Genomic DNA, 21,390 nt, shown 5'->3' on the forward strand with positions numbered 1-21,390 from the left:
GACGAAACCGGGTCAATTTCGCGCCGGGAACCCCGGCAGGGTCCATCCCCAGCGCAGGGCGCCCGCGCGCAGCATGAAGCCGGCGATCGCTGCGACGATGGCGGCGGGCCAGATCGGCGTCTCGGGCATCCTCAGGACGATGTAGAGGGTCGCGGCCAGGATGGCGGCGGTGACATTGATCTCGCGCCGCAGCAGGATCGACGGCTGGCCGGCCAGGGTGTCGCGCACCACCCCGCCGAAACAGGCGGTCAGGGTGCCCATGACGATGCAGATCAGCGGGTGGGCCCCGGCCGCCTCGGCCTTGGCCGCCCCCATGACCCCATAGGCGCCCAGGCCGACGGCGTCGAGCCACAGAAGGGCGCGGAACCGCCAGTCCCTCTGGCCGATCAGCCACAGCACCACCGCCGCCGACAGGCAGACGGCCATATAGCGCCAGTCCTGGACCCAGAAGACCGGCAGGCCCAGCAGCAGGTCGCGCAGGGTCCCGCCCCCGACGCCGGTGATGGCGGCGAAGAAGGCGAAGGTGACGACGTCGTGCTTTTCCCGCGCCGCCGCCAGGGCGCCCGTGGCGGCGAAGACCGCCACCCCGGCGAAGTCCAGGGCCGCCAGCATGGTCTGGGGGTTGCGCAGCGGCTCCGTCAGGGCGGGGTCCAGCGGGGTCATGGCGTGTGATCCTCCAGCGCGATCTCGCCGCGCCGCACCCCGCCATACCATCCCCAAAGCAGATGCGCCGCCACCCCGCGGTGCGGCCGCCAGATTTCGGCGCGCGCATAGGCCTGTATCTCGTTCGGCCGGACCTCGGCCCGGTCGGCCCAGCGCATGGCCTCCTGCAAGGCCACGTCCCCGCCCGGAAACACGTTCAGCCGCCCCTCGCAGAACATCAGATAGGTCTCGGCCGTCCATTTGCCGACGCCCTTGACGGCGGTCAGGGCGGCGATCGCCGCCTCGTCCGACAGGGTCTGCATATGATCCAGGTCGATCCGCCCCTCCACCTGAGCCAGGGCGATCTCGCGTCCGTAGCGGGCCTTCTGCCCCGACAGGCCGAAGGCGCGCAGCGCCTCGACGTCGTGGGCCATCACCGCCTCCGGCGTCACGGCCCCGCCCAGCCCCTCGACCGTGCGCCCCCAGATGGAGGCGGCGGCGGCGACCGAGACCTGCTGTTCCACGATCATGCGGAACAGACCCTCATAGCCGCCAGGCCGCAGCCGCCATTCGAAGGCGGGCGTCTGGGCATGGGCCCGCGCCAGGGCGGGATCGGCCTGGGCCAGAGCGTCTCGAGCGGCGGCGATGTCCTGGGCGGTCGGGGCGACGGGCATGGTCCACGCTTAGGACCGATATGGGCTCTCGAAAAGGGCGGGGCGCCGTTCGGGTCCGGAAACCGCTAGAGCATGATCGTTTCGGACGGAACCGCTTTGCGGTTCCGACAGAAGCGTGAATCATGCTCTCGCTTTAAATCTGGAGCCTGATTCACCGTTTCAGCGGAACCGCGAAGCGTTCCTCCTCAACGGATCAGGCTCTAGGATCAGGGAGATGTTCGCCACCCGTTTCGCCCCCTCGCCCACCGGCCGCCTCCACAAGGGCCACGCCTTCTCCGCCCTGACCGCCTGGACGGCGGCCCGGCGGGCCGGGGGGCGGTTCGTCCTGCGGATCGAAGACATCGACCCGACCCGCTGCCGCCCGGAGTTCGAGGTCGGGATTCTGGAGGACCTGGCCTGGCTGGGGCTGGATTGGGAGACGCCGGTGCGGCGCCAGTCGGTGCATCTGGGCGACTACGCCGCCGCTCTGGACCATCTGCGGCGTCAGGGGCTGCTGTACCGGTGTTTCCGAACGCGCAAGGACATCCTGGACGGCCTGGGGGATGCGCCCCACGGGGCGATGGAGGCGGTGCGACCCGGCCCCCATGCGGCGGAGGAGGAGGCGGCGTTTCTGGAGGATGGCCGGCCCTTCGCCTGGCGGCTGTCGCTGGACCGGGCGCGGCAGGCCCTGGGCGAGGCGGTCTGGACGAGCCTGACCTTCGTCGAGGAAGGGGCGGGACCGGGCGGCGAGACCGGCGTGATCCCGGTGCGGGCCGAGGCGGGGGGCGATGTGGTGCTGGCCCGCAAGGACGCGGGCGTCGCCTATCATCTGGCGGTCGCCCATGACGACGCCCTGCAGGGGATCGACCATGTGATCCGAGGCCAGGACCTGTTCGAGGCTGCCCATGTGCAGCGACTGATCCAGACCCTGATGGGCTGGCCCTCCCCCGTCTATCGCCACCACCCCCTGCTGACCGGGCCGGACGGGCGGCGCTACGCCAAGCGGGATCGGTCCGTGACCCTGGCGGAACTGCGCGCCGGCGGCCTGACGGCCGAGACCCTGCGGGCCGAACTGGGCTTCAGTTCCGGCGACTGAAGACGCGCGAGGCGCCGTAGCCCGTCAGGGCCGCCAGCAGGACGCAGACCAGGCCGTAAAGCCAAGGCCGACGATGGGCGAACTCATAGATGTCTCGCTCCAGACCCACCTTCTCCACCGTCAGGGTCAGGTTCGAAACCGACTGGGGCTCCCCGTCCTGGAACAGCCAGACCTCGGCGTAATATTTGCCGGTCGGGGCGACGGTGGGCAGTTTCACCTCGGCCCGGAACAGGCCACGGTCCACGAACTCGACCCCCTTGGGATCGGTGTCGTAAAGGGCCGCCGCCTCCTTCAGCCGGATCACCGCGCGCCGCCAGTCCAGATAGTCGTCGCCCAGACGGCTGACCACCACGTCGCGCACGCCGTAGCGGGTGACGGTGCGGCTCTCCTCCGGCGCGTCGATCCTCAGGTGATCGACCCCCACCCCCAGCCGCCGCAGCTGGCCGAACTCAGCGATTTCGGACAGGGGCCGGGTCGAGGCGGTCATGTAGAAGCCGGGCGCCCCCTCGAACAGTACCGGGCGGCTGTTCAGCCAGACGCCCATGTTGCGCGTCTTCTTGACCAGACGCACGGGCGCGTCCGGTCCGCGCACCACCACCACCACATCGGCGGGTTCCGGCGTCGGATTGAAGACGGCGCCGAACAGCACGATCGAGGCGCCGCGGAAGCTGGAATCGACCCGCACCCGCGCGTCGGTCAGGGCGGCTGCGACGCGCAGCTCCCCGGTCGTGGCCTCGGACCGGTCGGGCGCCGGAAGCGTGAGAGGGGCCTCGATCGCGGGCGGAGGGGGTGGAAGCGCCTGCATCAGTCGGCGACCCCGGGCGCGATCAGGAAGATGTCGCTGGGCCGGACGAACAGCTCCAGCCCCATCTGGATCCCCACCAGAAGAACGATCAGCCCCAGGGCGGCGCGCAGTTCCTCCGCCCGGAACCGACCGGCGAACCGGGCGCCGATCTGGGCCCCGACGACCCCGCCCAGAAGCAGGATGGTGGACAGGACGATGTCGACCGTCTGGTTGCGTCCGGCCTGAAGGATAGTGGTGATGGCGGTGGTGATGATGATCTGGAACAGGCTGGTGCCGACCACGGCTCCGGCCCGCATCCGCAGGACGTACAGCATGGCGGGCACCAGGATGAAGCCGCCCCCCACCCCCATGAGGGCCGACAGCACCCCTGCGAAGACGCCCAGGCCGAACGGCGGGAGGGCGCTGATGTATAGGCCCGATTTTGGAAACTTCATCTTCAGCGGCAGGCCGTACAGCCACAGGGGCCGCCGACGCTCCTTGCGCGGCGCGGGCAGACCCCGTCGGCGACGCAGGATTTCGGTCAGGCTCTCGTTCAGCATCAGCCCGCCGATGACGCCCAGGAAGACCAGATAGGACAGGGCCACCACCAGGTCCGCCTGGCCCAGCAGCCGCAGATAACGAAACAGCTCGACCCCGGCCAAGGCGCCGACGGCGCCGCCGCCCGCCATCACCAACCCCATGCGGAAATCGACCGCCCCCTGGCCGGCGTAGCGGATCACGCCCGAGGTGGAGGAGGCCACGACATGGCTGGCCTGGCTGGCGACCGCCACAGTCGGGGGAATGCCGAGGAAGACCAGGATCGGGGCCATCAGGAAGCCGCCGCCGATGCCGAACAGGCCCGAGACGAAGCCGACCACCGCCCCCAGGATCACCAGGGTCGGCCAGTTCACCGAAACCTCGGCGATCGGCAGATAGATATCCAAAGGACGCGCCTTCGGCTGGAGCGAAACGGAAAGCGCCGAACGGCGACAGCTGGTCTTTAGCGACGGGGACGGCGCGCCGCCACCCTGGTCTGGGGCTTTGATCCGAAAGCCGGCCTCAGCCCGTCGCCTTGGCGGACTGCTGCGACACAAAGGCCTCGGCGGCGGTGCGGGCGGCGCGCTGGGCCGTGGCGCTGGCGGTCGGGCGCAGACGGTTCACCGCCGCCTGAGCCTCGCTGTCGCCGCCGCGCGCGGCGATCATGTACCACTTCAGCGCCTCGGTCAGATTCTTGGCCACCCCGTCGGCGCCCGTCTCATAGATGCGCGCGACATTATACTGGCTGTCCGGCAGGCCGTGTTCGGCCGCCTTCACCAGCCAGATCAGGCCTTCCGCCTGATTGGCCGCTCCGCCGTCGCCTTCATACAGCTGCATGCCGTAAAGGTGCATGCCGCGCGGATCGCCGTTCTCGGCCGCGCGACGGCCCCAACGGCGGCTCTCGACCGGATCGGCCGCGACTCCGTCCGCCCCGGCCAGATAGAGCTGTCCCAGATAGGTCTGGGCCGGGGCGTAGCCGAGGTTGGCCGCCTTCTTCAAGGCTTCGAAGCCTTCCGGATCGCCGCTCTCGATCTGTTCCACGGCGCGGTCATAGGCCTCCGCCCCCGCCTCGGCGGTCGGAACGGCGTCGGCGGGCGTCACCGCCATGGCGAGAGGCGGAGCGGCCGGCTCGGCCGCCGCCAGCGCCGCGTCGCGTCCCGACAGGCCGGGCAGGTTGATGTCAGGCAGGCCCGAACCGTCGGCCAGGCTGAGCGAAGCATAGGCGCCGCCCGTCAAAGCCACCGCCGTCACCGAGGCCAGAAAGGCCTTCTTGACGGTCGAACCGTCGCGGGCGGCCTGTTTGTCCAGACGTTCCTGCAGCTTGGACTTGCCGCCGCGTTTCGGCGCCAGGCCGAACCCCTGGCGCGGCGCCTCGACCGGGGTCGGGACGGTCATGGCGGCGCGGGCGGCGTTGATGGTCGAGCGGGTCGAGGAGGCCCGGCCCGCCGCCGCGGCGGCGCCCATGGAGGCGCGCAGACGCCGGGGATCGACGAACTCCGTCTCGCCGCCGAAATCATCCTCGCGTGCGGATACCTCCAGGTCGGGGGTCTCCGCCGAAGCCGGAGCCGCAAAGGCCGAGGTCGCAGCCGGGGCCGTGGCGTCCAGCGCATCCTCGACATCGGCCCCGCCGAAGCCGCCGAACGGCTGAATGACCGGCGCGGCCTCGACCACAGGCGCGGGCTCGGGCGCAGGCGTGACGGGTTCAGGCTCAGGTTCGGGCGTCGCCGGGGCAGCGGCGAAGGACGAGGGGAAGGGCGCCGCCTTGGGCGTCGCCGCCGCATCGCTGGACCAGTCGTCGCCGTCGTCGAAGGAGTCGTCGGGGAAGACGGCCGCGCGCCAGTCCGGCTCCACCGGGGCGGAGACGGCGGCCTGGGCCGTCCGCGCCGCTACGGCGCGGGGCCTGGGCTCGGCCTCGGGAATGTCCCATCCCCCCGCCTCGACCGCGATGTCGGCGGTCGGCGCGGCCCGGTCTTCAAAGGCGGGACGGTCGGCGGAACCGGCTTGGCGAGCGTTGATGCTCTCGCGGGCTTCCGCCAGCAGGCGGGCCGTGCGCTCCTCGCTCAGCCGCATCCGCTCGGCCAGTTCGCCCGAGGCGCGGTCGTAACGCTGCTCGATCTTCTCGGAGCTTTCCGACAGACGCCGCGCGATGTCGTCCAGCGCCTGCTGCGAGCGGCGCTCGGACTGGACGATCCGGTCGCTGAGCTGATCGGAGATGCGGGTGATCTCGCCGCCCAGCTTCTCCAGCGCCAGGGCGTGGCGGTCCTCTGTCGCGGTCAGCCTCTGTTCGACCCGATCGACATGGCGGGCGAAGGTCTGATCGACTTGGGCCGAATGGCGCGCCAGGTCTTCGTCCACCTTGCGGCTGACGGCGCGGGTCACGGCCTCGGCCTGATCGGCGCCCGCCCGTTCGGCGGCCTGCATCCGCGCATTCAGGTTCTGGGCGATCTTCAGGACTTCGCGGCCCATGGCCTCCAGCCCCTGGGCGCCCTTGCGCTCGGAGGCCTGGACCTGGTCGTTGACGGCCTGAACCGCCCGTTCGATCCGGTCGATCCGAGCGCCCGTCTCGGCGGCGTCGAGCCGCTGCATCATCTCGGCGCGGTTGCTGTCGATCTGACGCGACAGGGTCTCGGCCAGTTTTTCGAACCGGGCGGCGTCGCGGGCCCCTTCCGGCTCGACCCGGCCCTCGGCGGCGCGCAGCCTCTGATCCAGATCGGCGAAGGACCGTTCCAGCGCCTTCAGGGCCTCGGTAGTGCGGCTTTGCGCCTGGTCCAGACGCGCCCCGACCTGGGCCAGAAGATCCGAGCCGGCGCCGGGTCCGGCGGCCTTTTCGACCGCCTCCATCCGCTGACGCAGATCCGCCACGCCGGCGCGTTGACGCTCTTCGATGTCGTACAGCCGCCCCGCCAGGGCGCCGATGGACTGTTCGACCTTGCCGAAGCTCTCCTGAACCTGAGGACCGGTGTCCCGTTCGAAGGCGCGCAGACGGCGGTGCCCTTCGCGCAGTTCCTCGGCGATGTCGTCAATGCGCCGGGCCTGCCCCTTGGTCTGGGCGTCATGACCGTCCAGGCGACGCACCAGGCCGGCGACGGCCTGATCGACCCCCTGGATGGCGACGGTCGAACGGCGCTCGGCCGCCTCCAGCCGCGCGGCCAGGGCGTCGATCGAGGCGCTGACCCTCTGCCATTTCTCGTCCGACGGCTCATAGGCGTCGTCCAGACGGCGGGCGCGATGGCGGCGGTCATAGGTGTCGGCGACAGGACCGCGGCGCGGAAGCGTGGCGTAGCCCTCTTCCTCGTCGTCCATGATCATGGAGTTCAGCCACTCGCCCAGGGTCATGCCTGAACGGCGCGCAAGATCCTTGGCGACCTCGCGGGCTTTCGGGTCGATGCCCTTAACACTCCAAGGCGCGGCTGCGCTCACTGATTCGGCTCCCGACCCATGCGGCAAGGCTATAACGCCAATATCGAGGGTGTAAACGTGTGGTTAACCGCAAGATGTTGCGGCCTCTCTCCAGCCTGTGGAAATCTCGCCGCACCCTGTGTTTCTGGGCCGATCAGGGTTAACGTCGCCTTAAGATTAAGACTTCGGCAAGACTTCCCTTGCGCAACCGACCGGGCTTGGGCAGGTGCAGCCGATGGACCTGAACGCCACACTGATCCTGCTGGTCGCCGCCCTGGCGGTCATGGTCTTCGCCGGCTGGCGGGGCGCCCAGCCGCCCAATCCGTTCAAGGGGCCGCGAATGACGCCCTGGCGGTTCATCATGCTGGGCGCCGCGGCCCTGGCCCTGCTCTTGCTGATTCATCTGGCGACCCTGTTCGGCGCCGAACGCGCGCCCTGGATTCCCTGAGCCGTCCCCCGTCAGGAACCCGATCCGAGCCCGACCATTGTCTCCGCGACCCCAAAAGGAGACGCACGACATGGCCGACACCCTGACCCCTGCCCAGGCCGAGAAGGAATTCTGGGACAGTCTGAAGGACTCCAACACCGGCATGCTGGGCCTGGACCAGGCCGGCTACCACCATCAGCCGATGACCGGCTTCGGCGAGCCAAAGACCGGGACCATCTGGTTCTTCAGTCGCGACGACACCGATTTCGCCCGTGACGTGGCCGTGGGCGGTCAGGCCGGCATGTTCTGCTACCAGGCCAAGGACCAGAAGGTTCAGGCCTGCATCCACGGCGCCCTGTCGATCGACCAGGACCGCGCCCGGATCGACAAATACTGGAACCCGGTCGTGGCCGCCTGGTACCCGGACGGCAAGGACGACCCCCACCTGACCCTTATCCGCTTCGACGCCGAGGACGGCCGGGTCTGGGTGTCGGACAAGGGCGGCGTGGGCTTCGGCTACCAGATCCTGAAGGCCAATCTGACCAAGACCCAGCCGGACGTCGGCGGCGTGTCGGACGTGAACCTGAGCTAGGATAGAGGAAGCGGGGCCGAGGTTTTCATCCCGGCCCCTTTTTCATCAGCCTGCGAAACACCAGGCCAGCACCGCCTTCTGGGCGTGGATGCGGTTCTCCGCCTCGTCCCAGACCAGGGAGCGGGGGCCGTCGATGACGGCGTCGGTCACTTCCTCGCCCCGGTGAGCGGGCAGGCAGTGCAGGAAGACCGCATTCGGATCAGCCAGGTCCATCAGGGCCTCATCCACCGTATAGGGCTCGAAGGCCGCCAGGCGCGCCTCATAGTCCTGATCGCCCATCGAGACCCAGGTGTCGGTGACCACGACGTCGGCGCCCTTGACCGCCTCGCGCGGATCGCTGGTCAGGGTCACGGCGGCCCCGCCCTTTTCGAGATCGCGCAGGTCGGGATGGTATTCCGCCGGGCAGGCGACGTTCAGGTGGAAGCCGAACCTGGGCGCCGCATGCATGAAGCTGTGGCAGACATTGTTGCCGTCGCCGACCCAGGCGACGGTCTTGCCCGCGATCGGGCCGCAATGTTCCTCGATCGTCTGCAGATCGGCCAGGATCTGGCACGGGTGCGACCGGTCGGTCAGGCCGTTGATCACCGGCACAGTCGAGACGCGGGCGAAGCGTTCGACGTCCTCATGGCTGTTGGCGCGGATCATCACGGCGTCGACCATGCGCGACAGGACGCGGGCCGTGTCCTCGACGGGTTCCCCCCGGCCCAGCTGCATGTCCGAGGCGGTGGCGATGATGGAGGCGCCGCCCAGCTGGCGGATGGCCGCGTCGAAGCTGAACCGGGTCCGGGTCGAGTTCTTCTCGAAAATCATCGCCAGGACGCGGTCCTTGGCCGGGGCGTCGGCGTCAGCACGCCCCTGGGGCCAGCCCTTGCGGGCGGCCTTTCGGGCGTGGGCGTCGTCCAGAATGGCGCGCAGGTCGGCGGCGTCCAACTGATGGATGTCGAGGAAGTGGCGGGTCATGGGTGATCCGGTCGAGGCGAAAAAAGTTTCATCACAAAGAGCACAACGGCGTCACGACGAACACGACGGAAGGCGGCCGGTGAGATCATAAAACCAGACGGCGAAAGCCGTCCTTTAGTCTGGGCGTATTGAAGTTGATCAGATAGCCCAATCTGATCTGACTAAACCTCAGATAGGTGAGTATCTGAGCAGTATGGATCGACGCCAGGGCGTCGATCGCTTTCACCTCGACGATCACCTGACTCTCCACCAGTAGATCGAGCCGGAAACCGACATCCAATCGGTCTTCGCGGTAGTGGACGGGGATGGCGACCTGCCGTTCAACGGCAAGACCCGCACGCATCAGATCGCTGGCGAGGCAATGCTCGTAAACCGACTCCAGCAAGCCCGGCCCAAGTTCCCGATGCACGGCGAAGGCCGCGTCCATAACGGCGCGACCGACCTCGTTCACTTTCGGGGAAACAGGCTCCCTCCCGTCGTGGCCGTGGTGCATTCGCCGTGCCCGTTGTGATGAAACCGATCAGGCGGCCCACCTCTCGCGGGCGGCCTCGCAGGCGGCTTCGAACCGGGTGATCAGTTCGCGGGCCTCGTCGAGCGTCAGGTTCAGCGGCGGCAGCAGGCGCACGCAGTTGTCGCCGCCCCCGGCGATCAGCAGCTGTTGCGTGTCGCGCGCCAAGGCCATGAACTCGCGATTGTTCGGGACCAGCTTGACCCCGATCAGCAGCCCCTTGCCGCGGACGTCGACGATGACGTCCGGGAAGCGGGACTGAAGCCCGGCCAGCTGCTGCTTCAGATAGCCGGCGATCTCATTGACGTTGTTCAGGATCTCGGGCGTGTTGATCAGGGACAGGGCCTTGCCGCCCACGGCCATGGCGAGCGGATTGCCGCCGAAGGTCGAGCCGTGCACCCCGACCGTCATGCCCGAGGCGGCCTCGGCCGTGGCCAGGCAGGCGCCGATGGGGAAGCCGCCGCCCAGGGCCTTGGCCACCGCCATGATGTCGGGCGACATGCCGGCCCATTCGTGGGCCCACAGCTTGCCGGTCCGGCCCATGCCGCACTGGACCTCGTCGAAGATGATCAGGACGCCGTGCTGGTCGCACAGCTCACGCAGTCCGCGCAGGCACTGTTCCGGCATGGCGCGGCAGCCGCCCTCGCCCTGGACCGGCTCGACGATGACGGCCGCCGTGGTCGGATTGGCGACGGCCGCCTTGATGGCTTCGTGGTCGCCCCACTTCAGCTGGTGAAAGCCCTGCATGGCGGGGCCGAAGCCCGCGGTATAGCTGGGGTTGGCGGCGGCGTTGATGGCGCCGTAGGTGCGGCCGTGGAAGGAGCCGTCGAAGCCGTAGATGTCGATCCGCTCGGGATGGCCCTTGGCCGAGTGATATTTGCGCGCCGTCTTCAGGGCGCATTCGACGGCTTCCGTGCCCGAGTTGGTGAAGAAGACCACGTCGGCGAAGCTGCTTTCGCACAGGGCGTCGGCCAGGGCCTCCTGGCCCGGGATGCGGAAGATGTTGGACACGTGCCACAGCTTCTCGGCCTGATCCTTGACCGCCTGGACCAGTTCGGGGTGGGCGTGGCCCAGGCCGTTGGTCGAGATGCCGGCGACGCAATCGAGATATTCGGTCCCGTCGGTCGACCACAGGCGAGCGCCTCGGCCGCGTTCCACTTCCAGCGGCGCGCGATTGTAGACACCCATCAGATGGTTCGTGGACACGGGACTAAGACCTCCAAAAGCGATACGGCCCCGACGCGAGGCGCGACGGAGCCGGTTTCATAGGGACAAGGGTTGTCGGATGAGTGACGGTGTTAGTCAACACCGGCGCCATGGGCTTTCGTCAGGGCGCCGCCCGATCCAGCCGCAGCGTCAGGTCGGCGATAAAGCGACCGAAGCGGGCCACGTCCTCGCCGTTCAGATAGGACAGCTTGTCCTCGGTCGAATGGATGCGCTGGAAGACCGGCGGGACGAAGCCCTCCTTCAGGCCGTTGTCCTCGCCGCCGTTGAAGGCCAGCCACATCTGGTGGGCGCCGACGGCGTCCTGGGTTCCCAGCGAGACTACGGGCACGCCGGCCGCTGAGAAGACCCGGTCGTCGCTGGGCGGATAGACGGGGAAGGCGACGCAGTTGACGCCCTGCTCCGCGCACTGGCTGCGCAGGGCCGTCAGGACGAAGCCGGACTGGGCGCCGTTGTTCTCGCCGTACATGACGGTGCGGCCATAGGCGGCGACGTCGGCGTTGATCACGGCGTGAATGCGGCTCTTGTCGTGGCTCTCCAGCCAGGCCTTGGCGCCGATCAGGCCCAGCTCCTCCTGGTCGGTCAGGACGAAGATCAGCCGGTGGCCGGTCGTCTGGCCCTTCAGCGTCTTCATCGCCTCGATCATGGCCAGGACCGAGCCGGCGTTGTCGACGATCCCTTGCGACATCGACCCGTCGCGCAGTTTCACCGCGTCATAGTGGGCGGTCAGGACGATGTCCTTGGGGCCGTCGCCCAGGGTGACGACGACGTTCGAGCCGGCCATGGGACCGGTGCGTTGATTGCCGCCCTCGAAGGTCTGGACTTCGTGCGGCAGACCGGCGGCGGTCAGTTGATCGACGATGACAGCCATGCGCTCGGCGTTCGTCGGCTTGACGAAGGCGGCGGCGGCCGTCTGGATCGTGGCGCCGGACTCCTGGGCGGCGGCCGGAAGGGCGACAAGAAGCGCCGCAGCGGCGACGAGCGAACGGAACAGCATGGCGGACCTCCCCAAGACGATCCGCCAGAGTTATCCGTCTAGCTCTTCAGACGCCAGCCCGAACGGAACACCAGCCAGCAGATCGTTCCCATGACAACCATCAGGACGGCCGATCCGATCACGCCGATCGTCAGATTGCTCTCAGCATGGCCGATGAAGCCGTAACGGAAACCGTCGATCAGATAGAAGAAGGGGTTGTAGCGGCTGATCGTGCGGAAGGGTTCGGGCAGGTTCTCGACCAGATAGAAGGTGCCCGAGAGGAAGGTCATCGGCATGACGATGAAGTTCTGGACCGCCGCCAGGTGATCGAACTTCTCGCTCCACAGACCCGCCAGCACCCCGGTCATCCCCATGATGAAGCTGGCCGAAAGGGCGAACCAGACGATGGCCAGCACATTGGCGACGCCAAGCGGCGCGAACGGCAGGACGCACAGGGCCGTGACCAGACCGACCACCGCGCCCCGCGTCGCCGCGCCCAGGGTAAAGCCCAGGGTCAGCTCCAGCGGGCTGAGCGGCGGGGTCAGGAAGTCGGTGGCCGTGCCCATGATCTTGGCCTGGATCAGGCTGGACGAGGCGTTGGCGAAGGCGTTGTTCAGCATCGCCATCATGATCAGGCCCGGCGCCACGAACAGGGCGAAGGGCGTGCCGTGCAGCGGCGGCCGGGCGTCCTGAAGCGCGACCACGAAGACCAGCATATAGAGCAGGGTCGTCACCACCGGCGCAGCCACCGTCTGGGCCCCCACCTTCCAGAACCGCCGCACCTCGCGCAGATACAGGGTCTGCACCCCGATCCAGTTGATCCCCGGATAGCGCCGCGGCTGCGGCAGTCCGGACGGGCGGGTGGCGATCAGGTCGGGCGTGGTCTCGGTCATGAGCCGCCAGATGCGCTTTGCGCCCTTGCTGCGCAAGGGAGTGGCGAGTGGTTAGTGACGAGTGGCGAGAAGGCGCGGGCGTTCAGAGTGCGAACCATCGCCGACCGGAAGGCTCAGAGACGGCGGACGCAGCAGGCGCCACTCGCCACTCGCCACTCGCCACTCGCCACTCGAGCGATTCAACATCTGGTTTCTGTGGACAGTGCGATTCGCACATATTGCGTCTGTTAACGGCTGGTTTACGATTAGTGGTAGGTCAAGACCCCAGAGGGGGAGCCTGAACCTAGATATTGAATCCAAACTCGCTGGAGGGTGGCATGACCGCAGGCTGGACTGACGACCGCGTAGGCGCGCTGAAGAAGCTCTGGCTGGAAGGCCAATCCGCGAGCCAGATCGCCAAACAACTGGGCGGCGGGGTCACCCGCAACGCCGTGATCGGCAAGGTGCACCGTCTGGGCCTGTCGGGCCGGGCCGCCCCGTCCCAGCCGGCCCGCACCGCCGCGACCTTCCGCACCGCCCGCCCGCGCCCTGCGGCCCCGGCCGCGACGGCGGCCGCCCAGCCGGCCGCGCCGCGCCGCCTGGAAGTGGTCCAGCCCAAGGCGGTTCAACCGGCCGCTCCGGCGCCCGCCCCGATCCCGGACCTGCCCGGCACGGCCACGGTCATGACCCTGGGCGCCCATATGTGCAAATGGCCGATCGGGGATCCGTCGTCGCGCGAGTTCAGCTTCTGCGGCCGCCGCGCCTCGGAAGGCGTCTATTGCGTCGAACACGCCCGCGTCGCCTACCAGCCCCAGGTCAAGCGCGGCAAGGACGGCTCGTCCGACCTGGCCCGCAGCCTGCGGCGCTACATCTAAGGGCGACATGTTTGGAGGCGCTACCGCGCTTCGCGCTACTTGAGCGCCGCGCGGCAGCGGCGCTCTGCGCTCAAGTCCTGAGCGACCGCGTCGCGAACATAGCGCACTAAAATGAAGCGGGTCATGCCCGCGTCACAGATGCTCCTTATGGAGCCGACCTCCCCCTCGCCGGTCGCGCAAGCGGTCGGCGAGACTCTAGGGGGCGGGGCTGCGGTTCATCCGGGTTGACGCAGCCCCATCCGCTTTCGCTCAGTTCAACACCCGTCTTGCACCGGGCGTATCCAGCGAGAAGGCCGGGATCTCGACCTCGAAACTGCGCCCCTCGGCGTCGGTCATATAATAGGCCCCGACCATGGACCCGCTGTCGGTCGGCAGGGGACAACCCGAGGCGTAGGCATAGCTGCCGCCCGGCTCGATCACCGGCTGTTCGCCCACCACGCCCGGACCGCGCACCTCCTCGACATGGCCGTGGCCGTCGGTGATGGTCCAGCGGCGCGCCATCAGCTGGACCGTCGTCCCGCTCAGGTTCACGATCTCGACCTGATAGGCCCAGACCCAGCGACCCTCGTCCGGGTCCGACTGGCCCGCCAGATAGGAGGGCCGGACCCGGATCAGTATGCCGTTCGTTTCGGCGGTATAGGCAGGACCATCGTGCATGGGCTATATGCTCGCCCCGCCGCGCGCGGGCCGCAAGCGCGACTTGGCGACAGGTCGCGAAAACCGTGTGAGACTGACGCCATGAGTTCCTTCCAAGCGCCCCGTCCCGGCATCCTGCCCGCCCAGTCCATCGAGACCCTGATCGCCGCCGGCGCCATCACGTCCGATACCCCGTTCGATCATGACCAGGTCCAGCCCGCCAGCCTGGACCTGCGCCTGTCGGACCAGGCCTGGCGCGTGCGCGCCTCCTTCCTGCCCGGCCGGCGCAAGGTCGAGGAACGGATCGCCGACGTGGCCATGCACCGGATCGTGATCACCGACGCCGGGGTCGTGCTGGAAAAGGGCTGCGTCTATATCGTGCGCCTTCAGGAGCGGCTGAACCTGCCCAAGGGCCTGATCGCCCGGGCCAATCCCAAGTCCTCGACCGGCCGGGTGGACGTCTTCGTGCGCCTGCTGACCGACCAGGGCGCCAGTTTCGACGATGTGGCCGAGGGCTATGACGGCCCCCTCTATATGGAGGTCGCGCCCCAGACCTTCTCCATCCTGGTGCGACCCGGCACCCGGCTGAACCAACTCAGGCTGAAGGCCGGCGATCCGCCCAAGCTGGAGACCCGCTCGGTCGGCGTTGATCTGCAGGGCGGCGACATCGTCGGCTTCCGCGGGCGCCGCCACGCCGGGGTGGTGGATCTGGACCATATCGACGGCCACGACCCGCGCGACTTCTGGGAGCCCCTGTCCTTGCGTCGCGGCGAACTGCTGCTGGATCCGGGCGAGTTCTACATCCTGGCCTCGTCCGACGACGTCGAAATCCCGGTCGATCAGGCCGCCGAAATGACCCCCATCGACCCGTCGGTAGGCGAGTTCCGCGTCCACTACGCCGGCTTCTTCGACCCTGGCTTCGGCACGGATGAGGCGCACGGCGCCGGCTCCAAGGGGGTGCTGGAGGTCCGCACCCACGATACGCCGTTCCTGCTCGAGCACGGCCAGATCGTCGCCCGCCTGGTCTATGAACCCCTGACGGAGCGCCCTGTGCGCCTGTATGGCGAGAGCGGCAGCCACTATCAAAACCAGGGCCTGAAGCTGTCGAAGCATTTCAGGGGGTGGTGATTAAGGGAGTGGTTAGTGGCGAGTGGCGAGTGGCGAGCCAGCCCCGCCTCTCTGGCCACTCGTCACTCGTCACTCGCCACTAACCCCTCACGTCAGCCGATCCGCCTTCCTCAGTCCCGGGAACATCGCCGACCAGGCGCCGGTCGCAGCCAGCGCTCCGAAGCCGCCGAACACCGCCGCCCCGACCGCGCCCAACATGCGGACCATGACGCCGGAATAGGCCTCGCCCAGTTCGTTCGAGGCGCCGATGAACAGCATGGAGACCGACGAGACCCGCCCGCGCATATGGTCGGGCGTGGCCAGCTGGATCAGGGTCTGGCGCACATTGACGCTGATCATGTCCGCCGCCCCGCCGATCAGCAGGGCCAGGCCGGACAGCCAGACGATCTTGGACAGGCCGAAGGTCAGGGTGCACAGGCCGAACACCGCCACGGCCGAGAACATCCAGCGCCCGCCGTTCCGTCGGATCGGGAAGCGGCTCAGATAGATGGCCATGCCCATGGCCCCGACGCCGAAGGCCGCGCGCAGCAGGCCGAAGCCCTGCGGTCCGACATGAAGGATGTCGCGGGCGAAGATCGGCGTCAGAAGCGCCACCCCCGCCAGCAGGACCACGACCAGGTCCAGCGAAATGGCGCCGAGCACGATCTTGGTCTTCCACACATAGGCCAGCCCCTCCTTGACCGCGTCGATCGGCGACAGGGGATTGGCTTGGGGCGCCGGCTTGCCGCTGGTGCGGATCAGGATGAAGGCGGCGACGGCCAAGAGGAACATCCCCAGCGACACCGCATAGGCCAGGGGCACATTGACGCCCACGATCACCCCGCCCAGGGCCGGACCGGCGATGGCCCCGGTCTGGAAGGCGATGGACTGGGCGGCGATGGCGGGCGGCAGGGCCTTGCGGCCCACCACCATCGGCAGGAAGGCCTGGCTGGCCGGCGCCAGGAAGGCGCGCGCGGCGCCGAACAGGGCCGCGACCGCCAGCAGCCCCCACAGGGGCGGGTTTCCGTGCAGGGCCATGGCCAGGAAGGAGCCGGCGCAGGCCGCCTCGACCAGGATGGAGATCCAGACGGTGCGCTTGCGGTCCCGCCGGTCGGCCATGGCCCCGGCCGGCAGGGTGAAGGCCAGAAGCGGCAGGAACTGACACAGGCCGACCAGGCCCAGATAGAGACTGGCCTGTTCGATCGGATGATCGCGCCGGGCGATCTCATAGACCTGCCACAGCAGGGCCGAGGACTGGATCTGGATCGCCAGAACCGCGACCACGCGCCCGAACCACAGGAGGCGGAAATCGCGGATGCCCCAGGGACTGTCGGGGCCCTCGGGCGGAGGCGGCGGAACCGGCGGGGCGGCGGGGGCGGTGTCGAGGGTTTCGGTGCTCACGTGCGTCTGGGGAACTTCGGATAGGGCGAACCGTCGCGGTGGAAATAGCGGTCCGCGCCCGCAGGCAGGACCATGTCGATGTCGGGGTAGTCGCAAGGGGTGACGGTCGGGCTGCGCGTGCCGACCTCCAGCAGAACCGCCTCGCGGCCGGATCGGTTCTCGAGCCTGTGTCCGTTGGCGACGCCGGCCTTGAAGCCGGCGCAGTCGCCGGGGCGCAGAACCGTCTCGCCGTCCTCCTCGACCAGGACGACCTCGCCCTCGACCACCATGACGAACTCGTCTTCGGCCTCGTGCCAGTGGCGCTGGCTGGACCAGGCGCCGTCGGGCAGGCGCAGCAGGTTGACGCCGAACTGGGTCAGGCCCGCCGCATCACCCAGCTTCCAGCGGCGGCGCGACAGACAGGGGCCGGCGAACGCGTCCGGATAGGTCGTGCCGTCGCCTCTGGGCGCGCTGTCGATGTCGATCTTGGGCATGGGCCTTCTCCCCGTTGCGCGATGTCCCTAAAGCATAGGCGCATGAGCCGCGCATCAACTCCTGTGATCGATCCTGTCGAACTGACCCGCGACCTGATCCGTATTCCATCCGTCACCCCCGCCGACGAGGGGGCCATGGACGTGCTGGAACGCCATCTGACGGCCCTGGGCTTCCACTGCCGGCGCCTGGCCTTCGAGGGACCGGGGGGCGAAGGGGTCCATGCGCGGATCGAGAACCTGTACGCCCGGCGCGGAACCGCCTCGCCCAACCTGTGCTTCGCCGGCCATACGGACGTGGTGCCGACCGGGCCGTCCGATCAGTGGTCGGCCCAGCCCTTCAACGCCGAGGTCAGGGACGGCCTGCTGTACGGCCGGGGTGCGGTGGACATGAAGGGCGGGATCGCCGCCTGGGTCGCCGCCGTGTCCCAGGTGCTGGCGGAAGGTGAGCCGAAGGGCTCCCTCTCCTTCCTGATCACCGGGGACGAGGAAGGCCCGGCGCTTCACGGCACCAAACGGGTGGTCGAGACCCTGGCGGCCGAGGGCGAGGTGATCGACGCCTGTATCGTGGGCGAACCCTCGTCGTCGCAGCACCTGGGCGACATGATCAAGGTCGGGCGGCGCGGCTCGCTGAACACCTGGATCACGGTGACGGGCAAACAGGGCCACGTCGCCTATCCCGAACGGGCGGCCAATCCGGCGCCGGTGATCGCCCGGCTGATGAGCCGGCTGAACGACCATGTCCTGGACGACGGCTATGAGAGCTTCCCGCCGTCGAACCTGGAGATCACCAGCATCGACATCGGCAATCCGGCGACCAACATCATTCCGGCCGAGGCCAGGGCGCGGCTGAACATCCGCTTCAACCCCAGCCATACGGGCGATGCCTTGATCGACTGGCTGAACCGCGAGGCCGGGGCCATGCAGGCCGAGACCGGGCTGCAGATCACTCTGGAGCACCTGTGTTCCGGCGAGGCCTTCCTGACCGAGCCGGGGGTCTTCGTGGAGGCGGTGCAGGACGCCGTCGAGGCCCAGCTGGGGCGCCGCCCCGAAGCCTCGACCACCGGCGGCACCTCCGACGCCCGCTTCATCCGCGCCCTGTGCCCGGTGCTGGAGCTAGGCCTGGTCGGCCAGACCATGCACCAGATCGACGAACGGGTGCCGACGGCGGAGCTGGAGGCGCTGACGGCCGTCTATCGCCGGGTGATCGAGACGGTGTTCGAGCGGTTGTAGTCATATCCGTCTCCTCCCCGCTCTGCGGGGAGGGATCGCGAAGCGGTGGAGGGGCCTGTCCGCCGCACCGAGTCCGGGTCAGCAGCCCCTCCGTCACGGCGCTGAAGAAGCGCCGCGCCACCTCCCCGCTAGGCGGGGAGGAGACGACGAACCCATTCCGCTTGTGCAACGACCATCGCTCGGCGACACTCGAATCATGGCCGTCGAAGAGTTCAAGAGCGCAAAGACCGAGTGGAAGGATGTGGTCCTGGTCTGCCGCAAATGCTCCAAGAAGCTGGACGGCGGGTTCGGGCCGGACGGGGACCTGACCCTGAAGAAGGCGCTGCGGAAATATCTGCACCTGAAGAAGGGCAAGAAGGGTCGGAAGGGGGCGCTGACCGTCACCAGCGCCGACTGTTTCGACATCTGTCCAAAGGGCGCCGTGGTCGCGGTCAATACGGCCCAGCCCAAGAAGCTGCTGATCATTCCGGCCGGCGCCGACCTGTTCGAGGTCAAGACGCGGTTGGGGCTGGACGACGGGCGGCGGCTGAAGATGGTCGTTCCCGACTGAGACGTCTTCCTTCCGCCGTCCAGCCGTGTCAGATCGGCGCCATGGAAGACGCCAAGATCGAACGACGCGCCGGGGTGCAGGCGACCTCTGACCGGCTCTGGGAGCTGGTCTCGGACCTGCCCGGCTGGAACCGCTGGAATCCGCACGAGACCGATGTGGAGGGCGCCATCGCCTTTGGCGGCCAGCTGACGATCACCGAGGCCTTTCCCGGCCAGGGCGAGCGGCGGGCGGCGGCCCGGGTTGCGGAATGGCGGCCCTATGTGCGGCTGGTCTGGACCGAGAACCGGGGCTTTCTGTTCCGCACCCTGCGCTACATCGACATCGAGGAGCTGGAGAAGGGGCGCTGCATCGTCTCGTCTGGCCACAAGTTCGCGGGCCTGCGCGGCGAACTGTTTCACGACAAGCACAGAAACGCCCTGCGCGAGGCGCACCAGGCCATCGTCGACGGATTGAAGGCCGCCGCAGAAGGCTGACGCTTCAGCCCTTGGCCATGGTGTCCATGATGTTCAGGATCGCCGGGCCCAGGATGACGATGAACAGGACCGGCAGGAAGAACAGGATCATCGGCACCGTCAGCTGGGCCGGCAGGGCCGCAGCCTTCTTCTCCGCCGCCGACAGGCGCAGTTCGCGGTTCTCCTTGGCCATGACGCGCAGGGCCGAGGACAGGGGGGTGCCGTAGGTCTCGGCCTGGGTCATGGCGACCGCCACCGACTTGACGCCTGGATGGTTGGTGCGCCGGCCCAGGTTCTCATAGGCCATGCGGCGGTCCGGCAGATAGCTGAGCTCGGCCGACAGCAGGGACAGTTCCTCGGCCAGTTCGATCGAGGAGGAGCCGATCTCCTGGCTGACCTTGTTGACGGCCGCCTCAATCGACATGCCCGCCTCGACGCAGATCAGCAGCAGGTCCAGGGCGTCGGGAAAGGCCAGCATGATCGAGGCCCGGCGTTTGGCGATGCGGTTCTTCACATAGAGGTTCGGCGCATAGAAGCCGGCGACCACGGCGCCCATACAGGCGCTGATCTTGTTCATCGTCGGCCAGTCGACGATCTTGAGCACGAACAGATAGAAGACCGCCACCGCCAGGAACAGGAAGGGCGAGGCGAAGCGGAAGAAGTAGAAGGTGGTCAAGGGACGCGGACCGCGATAGCCGGCTTGGGCCATCTGGTCGGCGACCTTCGGGTCTTCCAGCAGCTTGGTCAGGTTCAGCCGGTCGACGAGCAGCTTCTTGAAGCCCTCGTCATCGCTGTGGCGCAGCGCGCCCTGGCCCGACTGGATCGCGGCGCGTGAGCGACGCTTCAGGTCGTCGCGGCGCTCCGAAACCGCCTTCATCCGCTTGTCCAGCTGAACGCCCCGGGTCATGGAAGACAGCAGGGTCAGGACGGTGGCGAAGACCAGCACCCCCACCCCTATGCTGAGCAGGTTTTGCGGGTCGGTGATGAAGCGAATGAAACCGTCCATGTCCCCGCCTCAGATCTTGAACGAGATCATGCGCTTCATGACGAAGACGCCCAGTCCCATCAGAACCCCCGCCAGCAGCAACAGGGCGTTGCCGCGGATGTCGGTGAACAGGGACATCATGTAGCCGGGACTGGTGAACATCACCATGGCCATGACGGCCGGCGGCAGGGAGCCGATGATCCCGGCCGAAGCCAGGGCTTCGGACGACATGGCCTTGACCTTTTCGGCCATCATCCGGCGGGCGCGCAGAACCGCCGACAGATTGCCCAGGGCCTCGGCCAGATTGCCGCCGGTCTTCTGCTGGATGGCGATGACGATGGTGAAGAAGCGCAGCTCCGGCGACGGCATGCGCTCGTACATCCGCTCCAGCCCCTGTTCCAGCGTCATGCCGACCCCCAGGCCCTCGACCAGCAGCTTGAACTCGGGCCCCAGGGGCGCCGGGCTTTCGCGGGCGATGATCTTGAAACACTCGTGGACCGGCAGGCCGGACTTGATGCCCCGCACGATGACGTCGACGGCGTTGGGGAACTCCAGGGAGAATTTCTTCATCCGGCCCTTGGCCAGGAAGCTGACGATCCAGCGCGGCAGGCCCAGCGCCACCCCCACGCCCAGACCGAGCGCCAGAATGACGTGCAGCCCGAACACCAGGCCCAGCAGGGCCGCGATCCCGCCGGCGACGGCGCTGACGATGTAGAAGGTCCGCACGCCTATGCTCAGGCCCGCCTGTTTCAGCCGCACTGACATGGTGGCGCGGGCCTTGCGCTCGCGGCGATCGGCCTCTTTCAACTGTTCGGCGATCTGTTTGCGGCGGGCCTCGGGCGTGCTGGCCGCGGCCGCCGCCCTGCGCGCCGTGGCGGCGTTTCGCTTGGTCTCGCCCAGCTTGTTGGCCCGCTTCAGGGCCTGGCTCGAGGAATCGTCTCCACCGACGAAGACCCAGCCCAGGCCGCCGATGGTGATGAAGGCCAGAACAGCGGCGAGAATCGGCAGCAT

23 protein-coding genes are annotated in these 21,390 nt (G+C 68.3%); 8 read left to right on the forward strand and 15 right to left on the reverse strand.

Annotated features, from left to right (window positions below):
• Nucleotides 1–12 precede the first annotated feature (12 nt).
• Nucleotides 13–663 (reverse strand): trimeric intracellular cation channel family protein, encoded by a 651-nt coding sequence (locus tag AC1RKE_RS03710; RefSeq protein WP_054764218.1) that lies wholly within the window; start codon nt 661–663, stop codon nt 13–15.
• The gene (locus AC1RKE_RS03715) at nt 660–1,316 is read right to left on the reverse strand and encodes a DNA-3-methyladenine glycosylase family protein (protein ID WP_348685203.1); all 657 of its coding nucleotides are present in this window, start codon (nt 1,314–1,316) and stop codon (nt 660–662) included. Before AC1RKE_RS03715 ends, AC1RKE_RS03710 begins: the two co-directional genes overlap by 4 nt.
• 214 nt (nt 1,317–1,530) lie before the next feature.
• On the opposite strand from AC1RKE_RS03715, the gene gluQRS reads away from it, so the two are divergent.
• Nucleotides 1,531–2,391 (forward strand): tRNA glutamyl-Q(34) synthetase GluQRS, encoded by an 861-nt coding sequence (gene gluQRS, locus AC1RKE_RS03720; RefSeq protein WP_395941824.1) that lies wholly within the window; start codon nt 1,531–1,533, stop codon nt 2,389–2,391.
• On the opposite strand, the gene AC1RKE_RS03725 is transcribed toward gluQRS, so the two are convergent.
• The 3 genes from AC1RKE_RS03725 to AC1RKE_RS03735 form a co-directional block, all read right to left on the reverse strand.
• Nucleotides 2,375–3,196, reverse strand: coding sequence for a TIGR02186 family protein (locus AC1RKE_RS03725; protein WP_182714621.1), 822 nt, complete (start codon nt 3,194–3,196; stop codon nt 2,375–2,377). The genes gluQRS and AC1RKE_RS03725 overlap by 17 nt on opposite strands.
• Nucleotides 3,196–4,119 (reverse strand): sulfite exporter TauE/SafE family protein, encoded by a 924-nt coding sequence (locus AC1RKE_RS03730; protein ID WP_182714622.1) that lies wholly within the window; start codon nt 4,117–4,119, stop codon nt 3,196–3,198. Before AC1RKE_RS03730 ends, AC1RKE_RS03725 begins: the two co-directional genes overlap by 1 nt.
• A gap of 115 nt (nt 4,120–4,234) precedes the next feature.
• A complete protein-coding gene (locus AC1RKE_RS03735) occupies nt 4,235–7,132 on the reverse strand; it encodes an SEL1-like repeat protein (RefSeq protein WP_395941825.1) in 2,898 nt (965 codons plus the stop codon).
• A gap of 214 nt (nt 7,133–7,346) precedes the next feature.
• Here AC1RKE_RS03735 and AC1RKE_RS03740 point away from each other — a divergent pair, with 214 nt between their 5' ends.
• Nucleotides 7,347–7,559, forward strand: a complete 213-nt coding sequence (locus tag AC1RKE_RS03740) for a hypothetical protein (RefSeq protein WP_152949135.1) — start codon at nt 7,347–7,349, stop codon at nt 7,557–7,559.
• A 70-nt stretch (nt 7,560–7,629) separates the two neighbouring features.
• Nucleotides 7,630–8,130, forward strand: a complete 501-nt coding sequence (locus tag AC1RKE_RS03745; RefSeq protein ID WP_054764224.1) for a pyridoxamine 5'-phosphate oxidase family protein — start codon at nt 7,630–7,632, stop codon at nt 8,128–8,130.
• Nucleotides 8,131–8,175: 45 nt separating this feature from the next.
• Here the strand turns inward: AC1RKE_RS03745 and argF are convergent, their stop codons facing one another.
• The 5 genes from argF to AC1RKE_RS03770 form a co-directional block, all read right to left on the reverse strand.
• On the reverse strand, nt 8,176–9,090 hold the full coding sequence (argF, locus tag AC1RKE_RS03750; protein WP_348684173.1) for an ornithine carbamoyltransferase: 915 nt from the start codon (nt 9,088–9,090) through the stop codon (nt 8,176–8,178).
• Between the two features lie 85 nt (nt 9,091–9,175).
• Nucleotides 9,176–9,583 carry a GxxExxY protein gene (locus tag AC1RKE_RS03755; RefSeq protein ID WP_182714625.1) on the reverse strand — a complete coding sequence of 136 codons (408 nt, stop codon included), beginning with the start codon at nt 9,581–9,583 and terminating at the stop codon, nt 9,176–9,178.
• Between the two features lie 27 nt (nt 9,584–9,610).
• Nucleotides 9,611–10,828, reverse strand: coding sequence for an aspartate aminotransferase family protein (locus tag AC1RKE_RS03760; protein WP_348684180.1), 1,218 nt, complete (start codon nt 10,826–10,828; stop codon nt 9,611–9,613).
• A 97-nt stretch (nt 10,829–10,925) separates the two neighbouring features.
• Nucleotides 10,926–11,819: a M28 family metallopeptidase gene (locus tag AC1RKE_RS03765; RefSeq protein ID WP_348684174.1), complete on the reverse strand. Its 894-nt coding sequence runs from the start codon at nt 11,817–11,819 to the stop codon at nt 10,926–10,928.
• A gap of 38 nt (nt 11,820–11,857) precedes the next feature.
• Nucleotides 11,858–12,691 carry an ABC transporter permease gene (locus AC1RKE_RS03770; RefSeq protein WP_348684176.1) on the reverse strand — a complete coding sequence of 278 codons (834 nt, stop codon included), beginning with the start codon at nt 12,689–12,691 and terminating at the stop codon, nt 11,858–11,860.
• Nucleotides 12,692–13,008: 317 nt separating this feature from the next.
• Between AC1RKE_RS03770 and gcrA the strand changes: the two genes are divergently transcribed.
• On the forward strand, nt 13,009–13,545 hold the full coding sequence (gene gcrA, locus AC1RKE_RS03775; protein ID WP_054764228.1) for a cell cycle sigma 70 cofactor GcrA: 537 nt from the start codon (nt 13,009–13,011) through the stop codon (nt 13,543–13,545).
• Between the two features lie 249 nt (nt 13,546–13,794).
• On the opposite strand, the gene apaG is transcribed toward gcrA, so the two are convergent.
• A complete protein-coding gene (gene apaG, locus AC1RKE_RS03780; RefSeq protein WP_152949141.1) occupies nt 13,795–14,202 on the reverse strand; it encodes a Co2+/Mg2+ efflux protein ApaG in 408 nt (135 codons plus the stop codon).
• A gap of 81 nt (nt 14,203–14,283) precedes the next feature.
• Here apaG and AC1RKE_RS03785 point away from each other — a divergent pair, with 81 nt between their 5' ends.
• Complete coding sequence (locus AC1RKE_RS03785) at nt 14,284–15,309, forward strand: 2'-deoxycytidine 5'-triphosphate deaminase (protein WP_348684179.1); 1,026 nt, start codon at nt 14,284–14,286, stop codon at nt 15,307–15,309.
• Between the two features lie 87 nt (nt 15,310–15,396).
• Here the strand turns inward: AC1RKE_RS03785 and AC1RKE_RS03790 are convergent, their stop codons facing one another.
• Both AC1RKE_RS03790 and AC1RKE_RS03795 read right to left on the reverse strand, forming a co-directional pair.
• Nucleotides 15,397–16,689: an MFS transporter gene (locus AC1RKE_RS03790; protein WP_442320090.1), complete on the reverse strand. Its 1,293-nt coding sequence runs from the start codon at nt 16,687–16,689 to the stop codon at nt 15,397–15,399.
• Nucleotides 16,686–17,162 carry a cupin domain-containing protein gene (locus AC1RKE_RS03795; protein WP_348684691.1) on the reverse strand — a complete coding sequence of 159 codons (477 nt, stop codon included), beginning with the start codon at nt 17,160–17,162 and terminating at the stop codon, nt 16,686–16,688. The genes AC1RKE_RS03790 and AC1RKE_RS03795 overlap by 4 nt, the downstream gene beginning before the upstream one ends.
• Before the next feature lie 42 nt (nt 17,163–17,204).
• Here AC1RKE_RS03795 and dapE point away from each other — a divergent pair, with 42 nt between their 5' ends.
• From dapE to AC1RKE_RS03810, 3 genes are all read left to right on the forward strand, one after another.
• Nucleotides 17,205–18,392, forward strand: a complete 1,188-nt coding sequence (gene dapE / locus AC1RKE_RS03800) for a succinyl-diaminopimelate desuccinylase (RefSeq protein WP_191554677.1) — start codon at nt 17,205–17,207, stop codon at nt 18,390–18,392.
• A 196-nt stretch (nt 18,393–18,588) separates the two neighbouring features.
• Nucleotides 18,589–18,942: a hypothetical protein gene (locus AC1RKE_RS03805; RefSeq protein WP_152949145.1), complete on the forward strand. Its 354-nt coding sequence runs from the start codon at nt 18,589–18,591 to the stop codon at nt 18,940–18,942.
• A 41-nt stretch (nt 18,943–18,983) separates the two neighbouring features.
• Complete coding sequence (locus AC1RKE_RS03810) at nt 18,984–19,415, forward strand: SRPBCC domain-containing protein (protein ID WP_054764234.1); 432 nt, start codon at nt 18,984–18,986, stop codon at nt 19,413–19,415.
• A 4-nt stretch (nt 19,416–19,419) separates the two neighbouring features.
• On the opposite strand, the gene AC1RKE_RS03815 is transcribed toward AC1RKE_RS03810, so the two are convergent.
• Both AC1RKE_RS03815 and AC1RKE_RS03820 read right to left on the reverse strand, forming a co-directional pair.
• Nucleotides 19,420–20,400: a type II secretion system F family protein gene (locus AC1RKE_RS03815; RefSeq protein ID WP_054764235.1), complete on the reverse strand. Its 981-nt coding sequence runs from the start codon at nt 20,398–20,400 to the stop codon at nt 19,420–19,422.
• Nucleotides 20,401–20,409: 9 nt separating this feature from the next.
• A complete protein-coding gene (locus tag AC1RKE_RS03820) occupies nt 20,410–21,390 on the reverse strand; it encodes a type II secretion system F family protein (protein ID WP_054764236.1) in 981 nt (326 codons plus the stop codon).

Source organism: Brevundimonas sp. GW822-FHT03E11 (assembly GCF_058801445.1).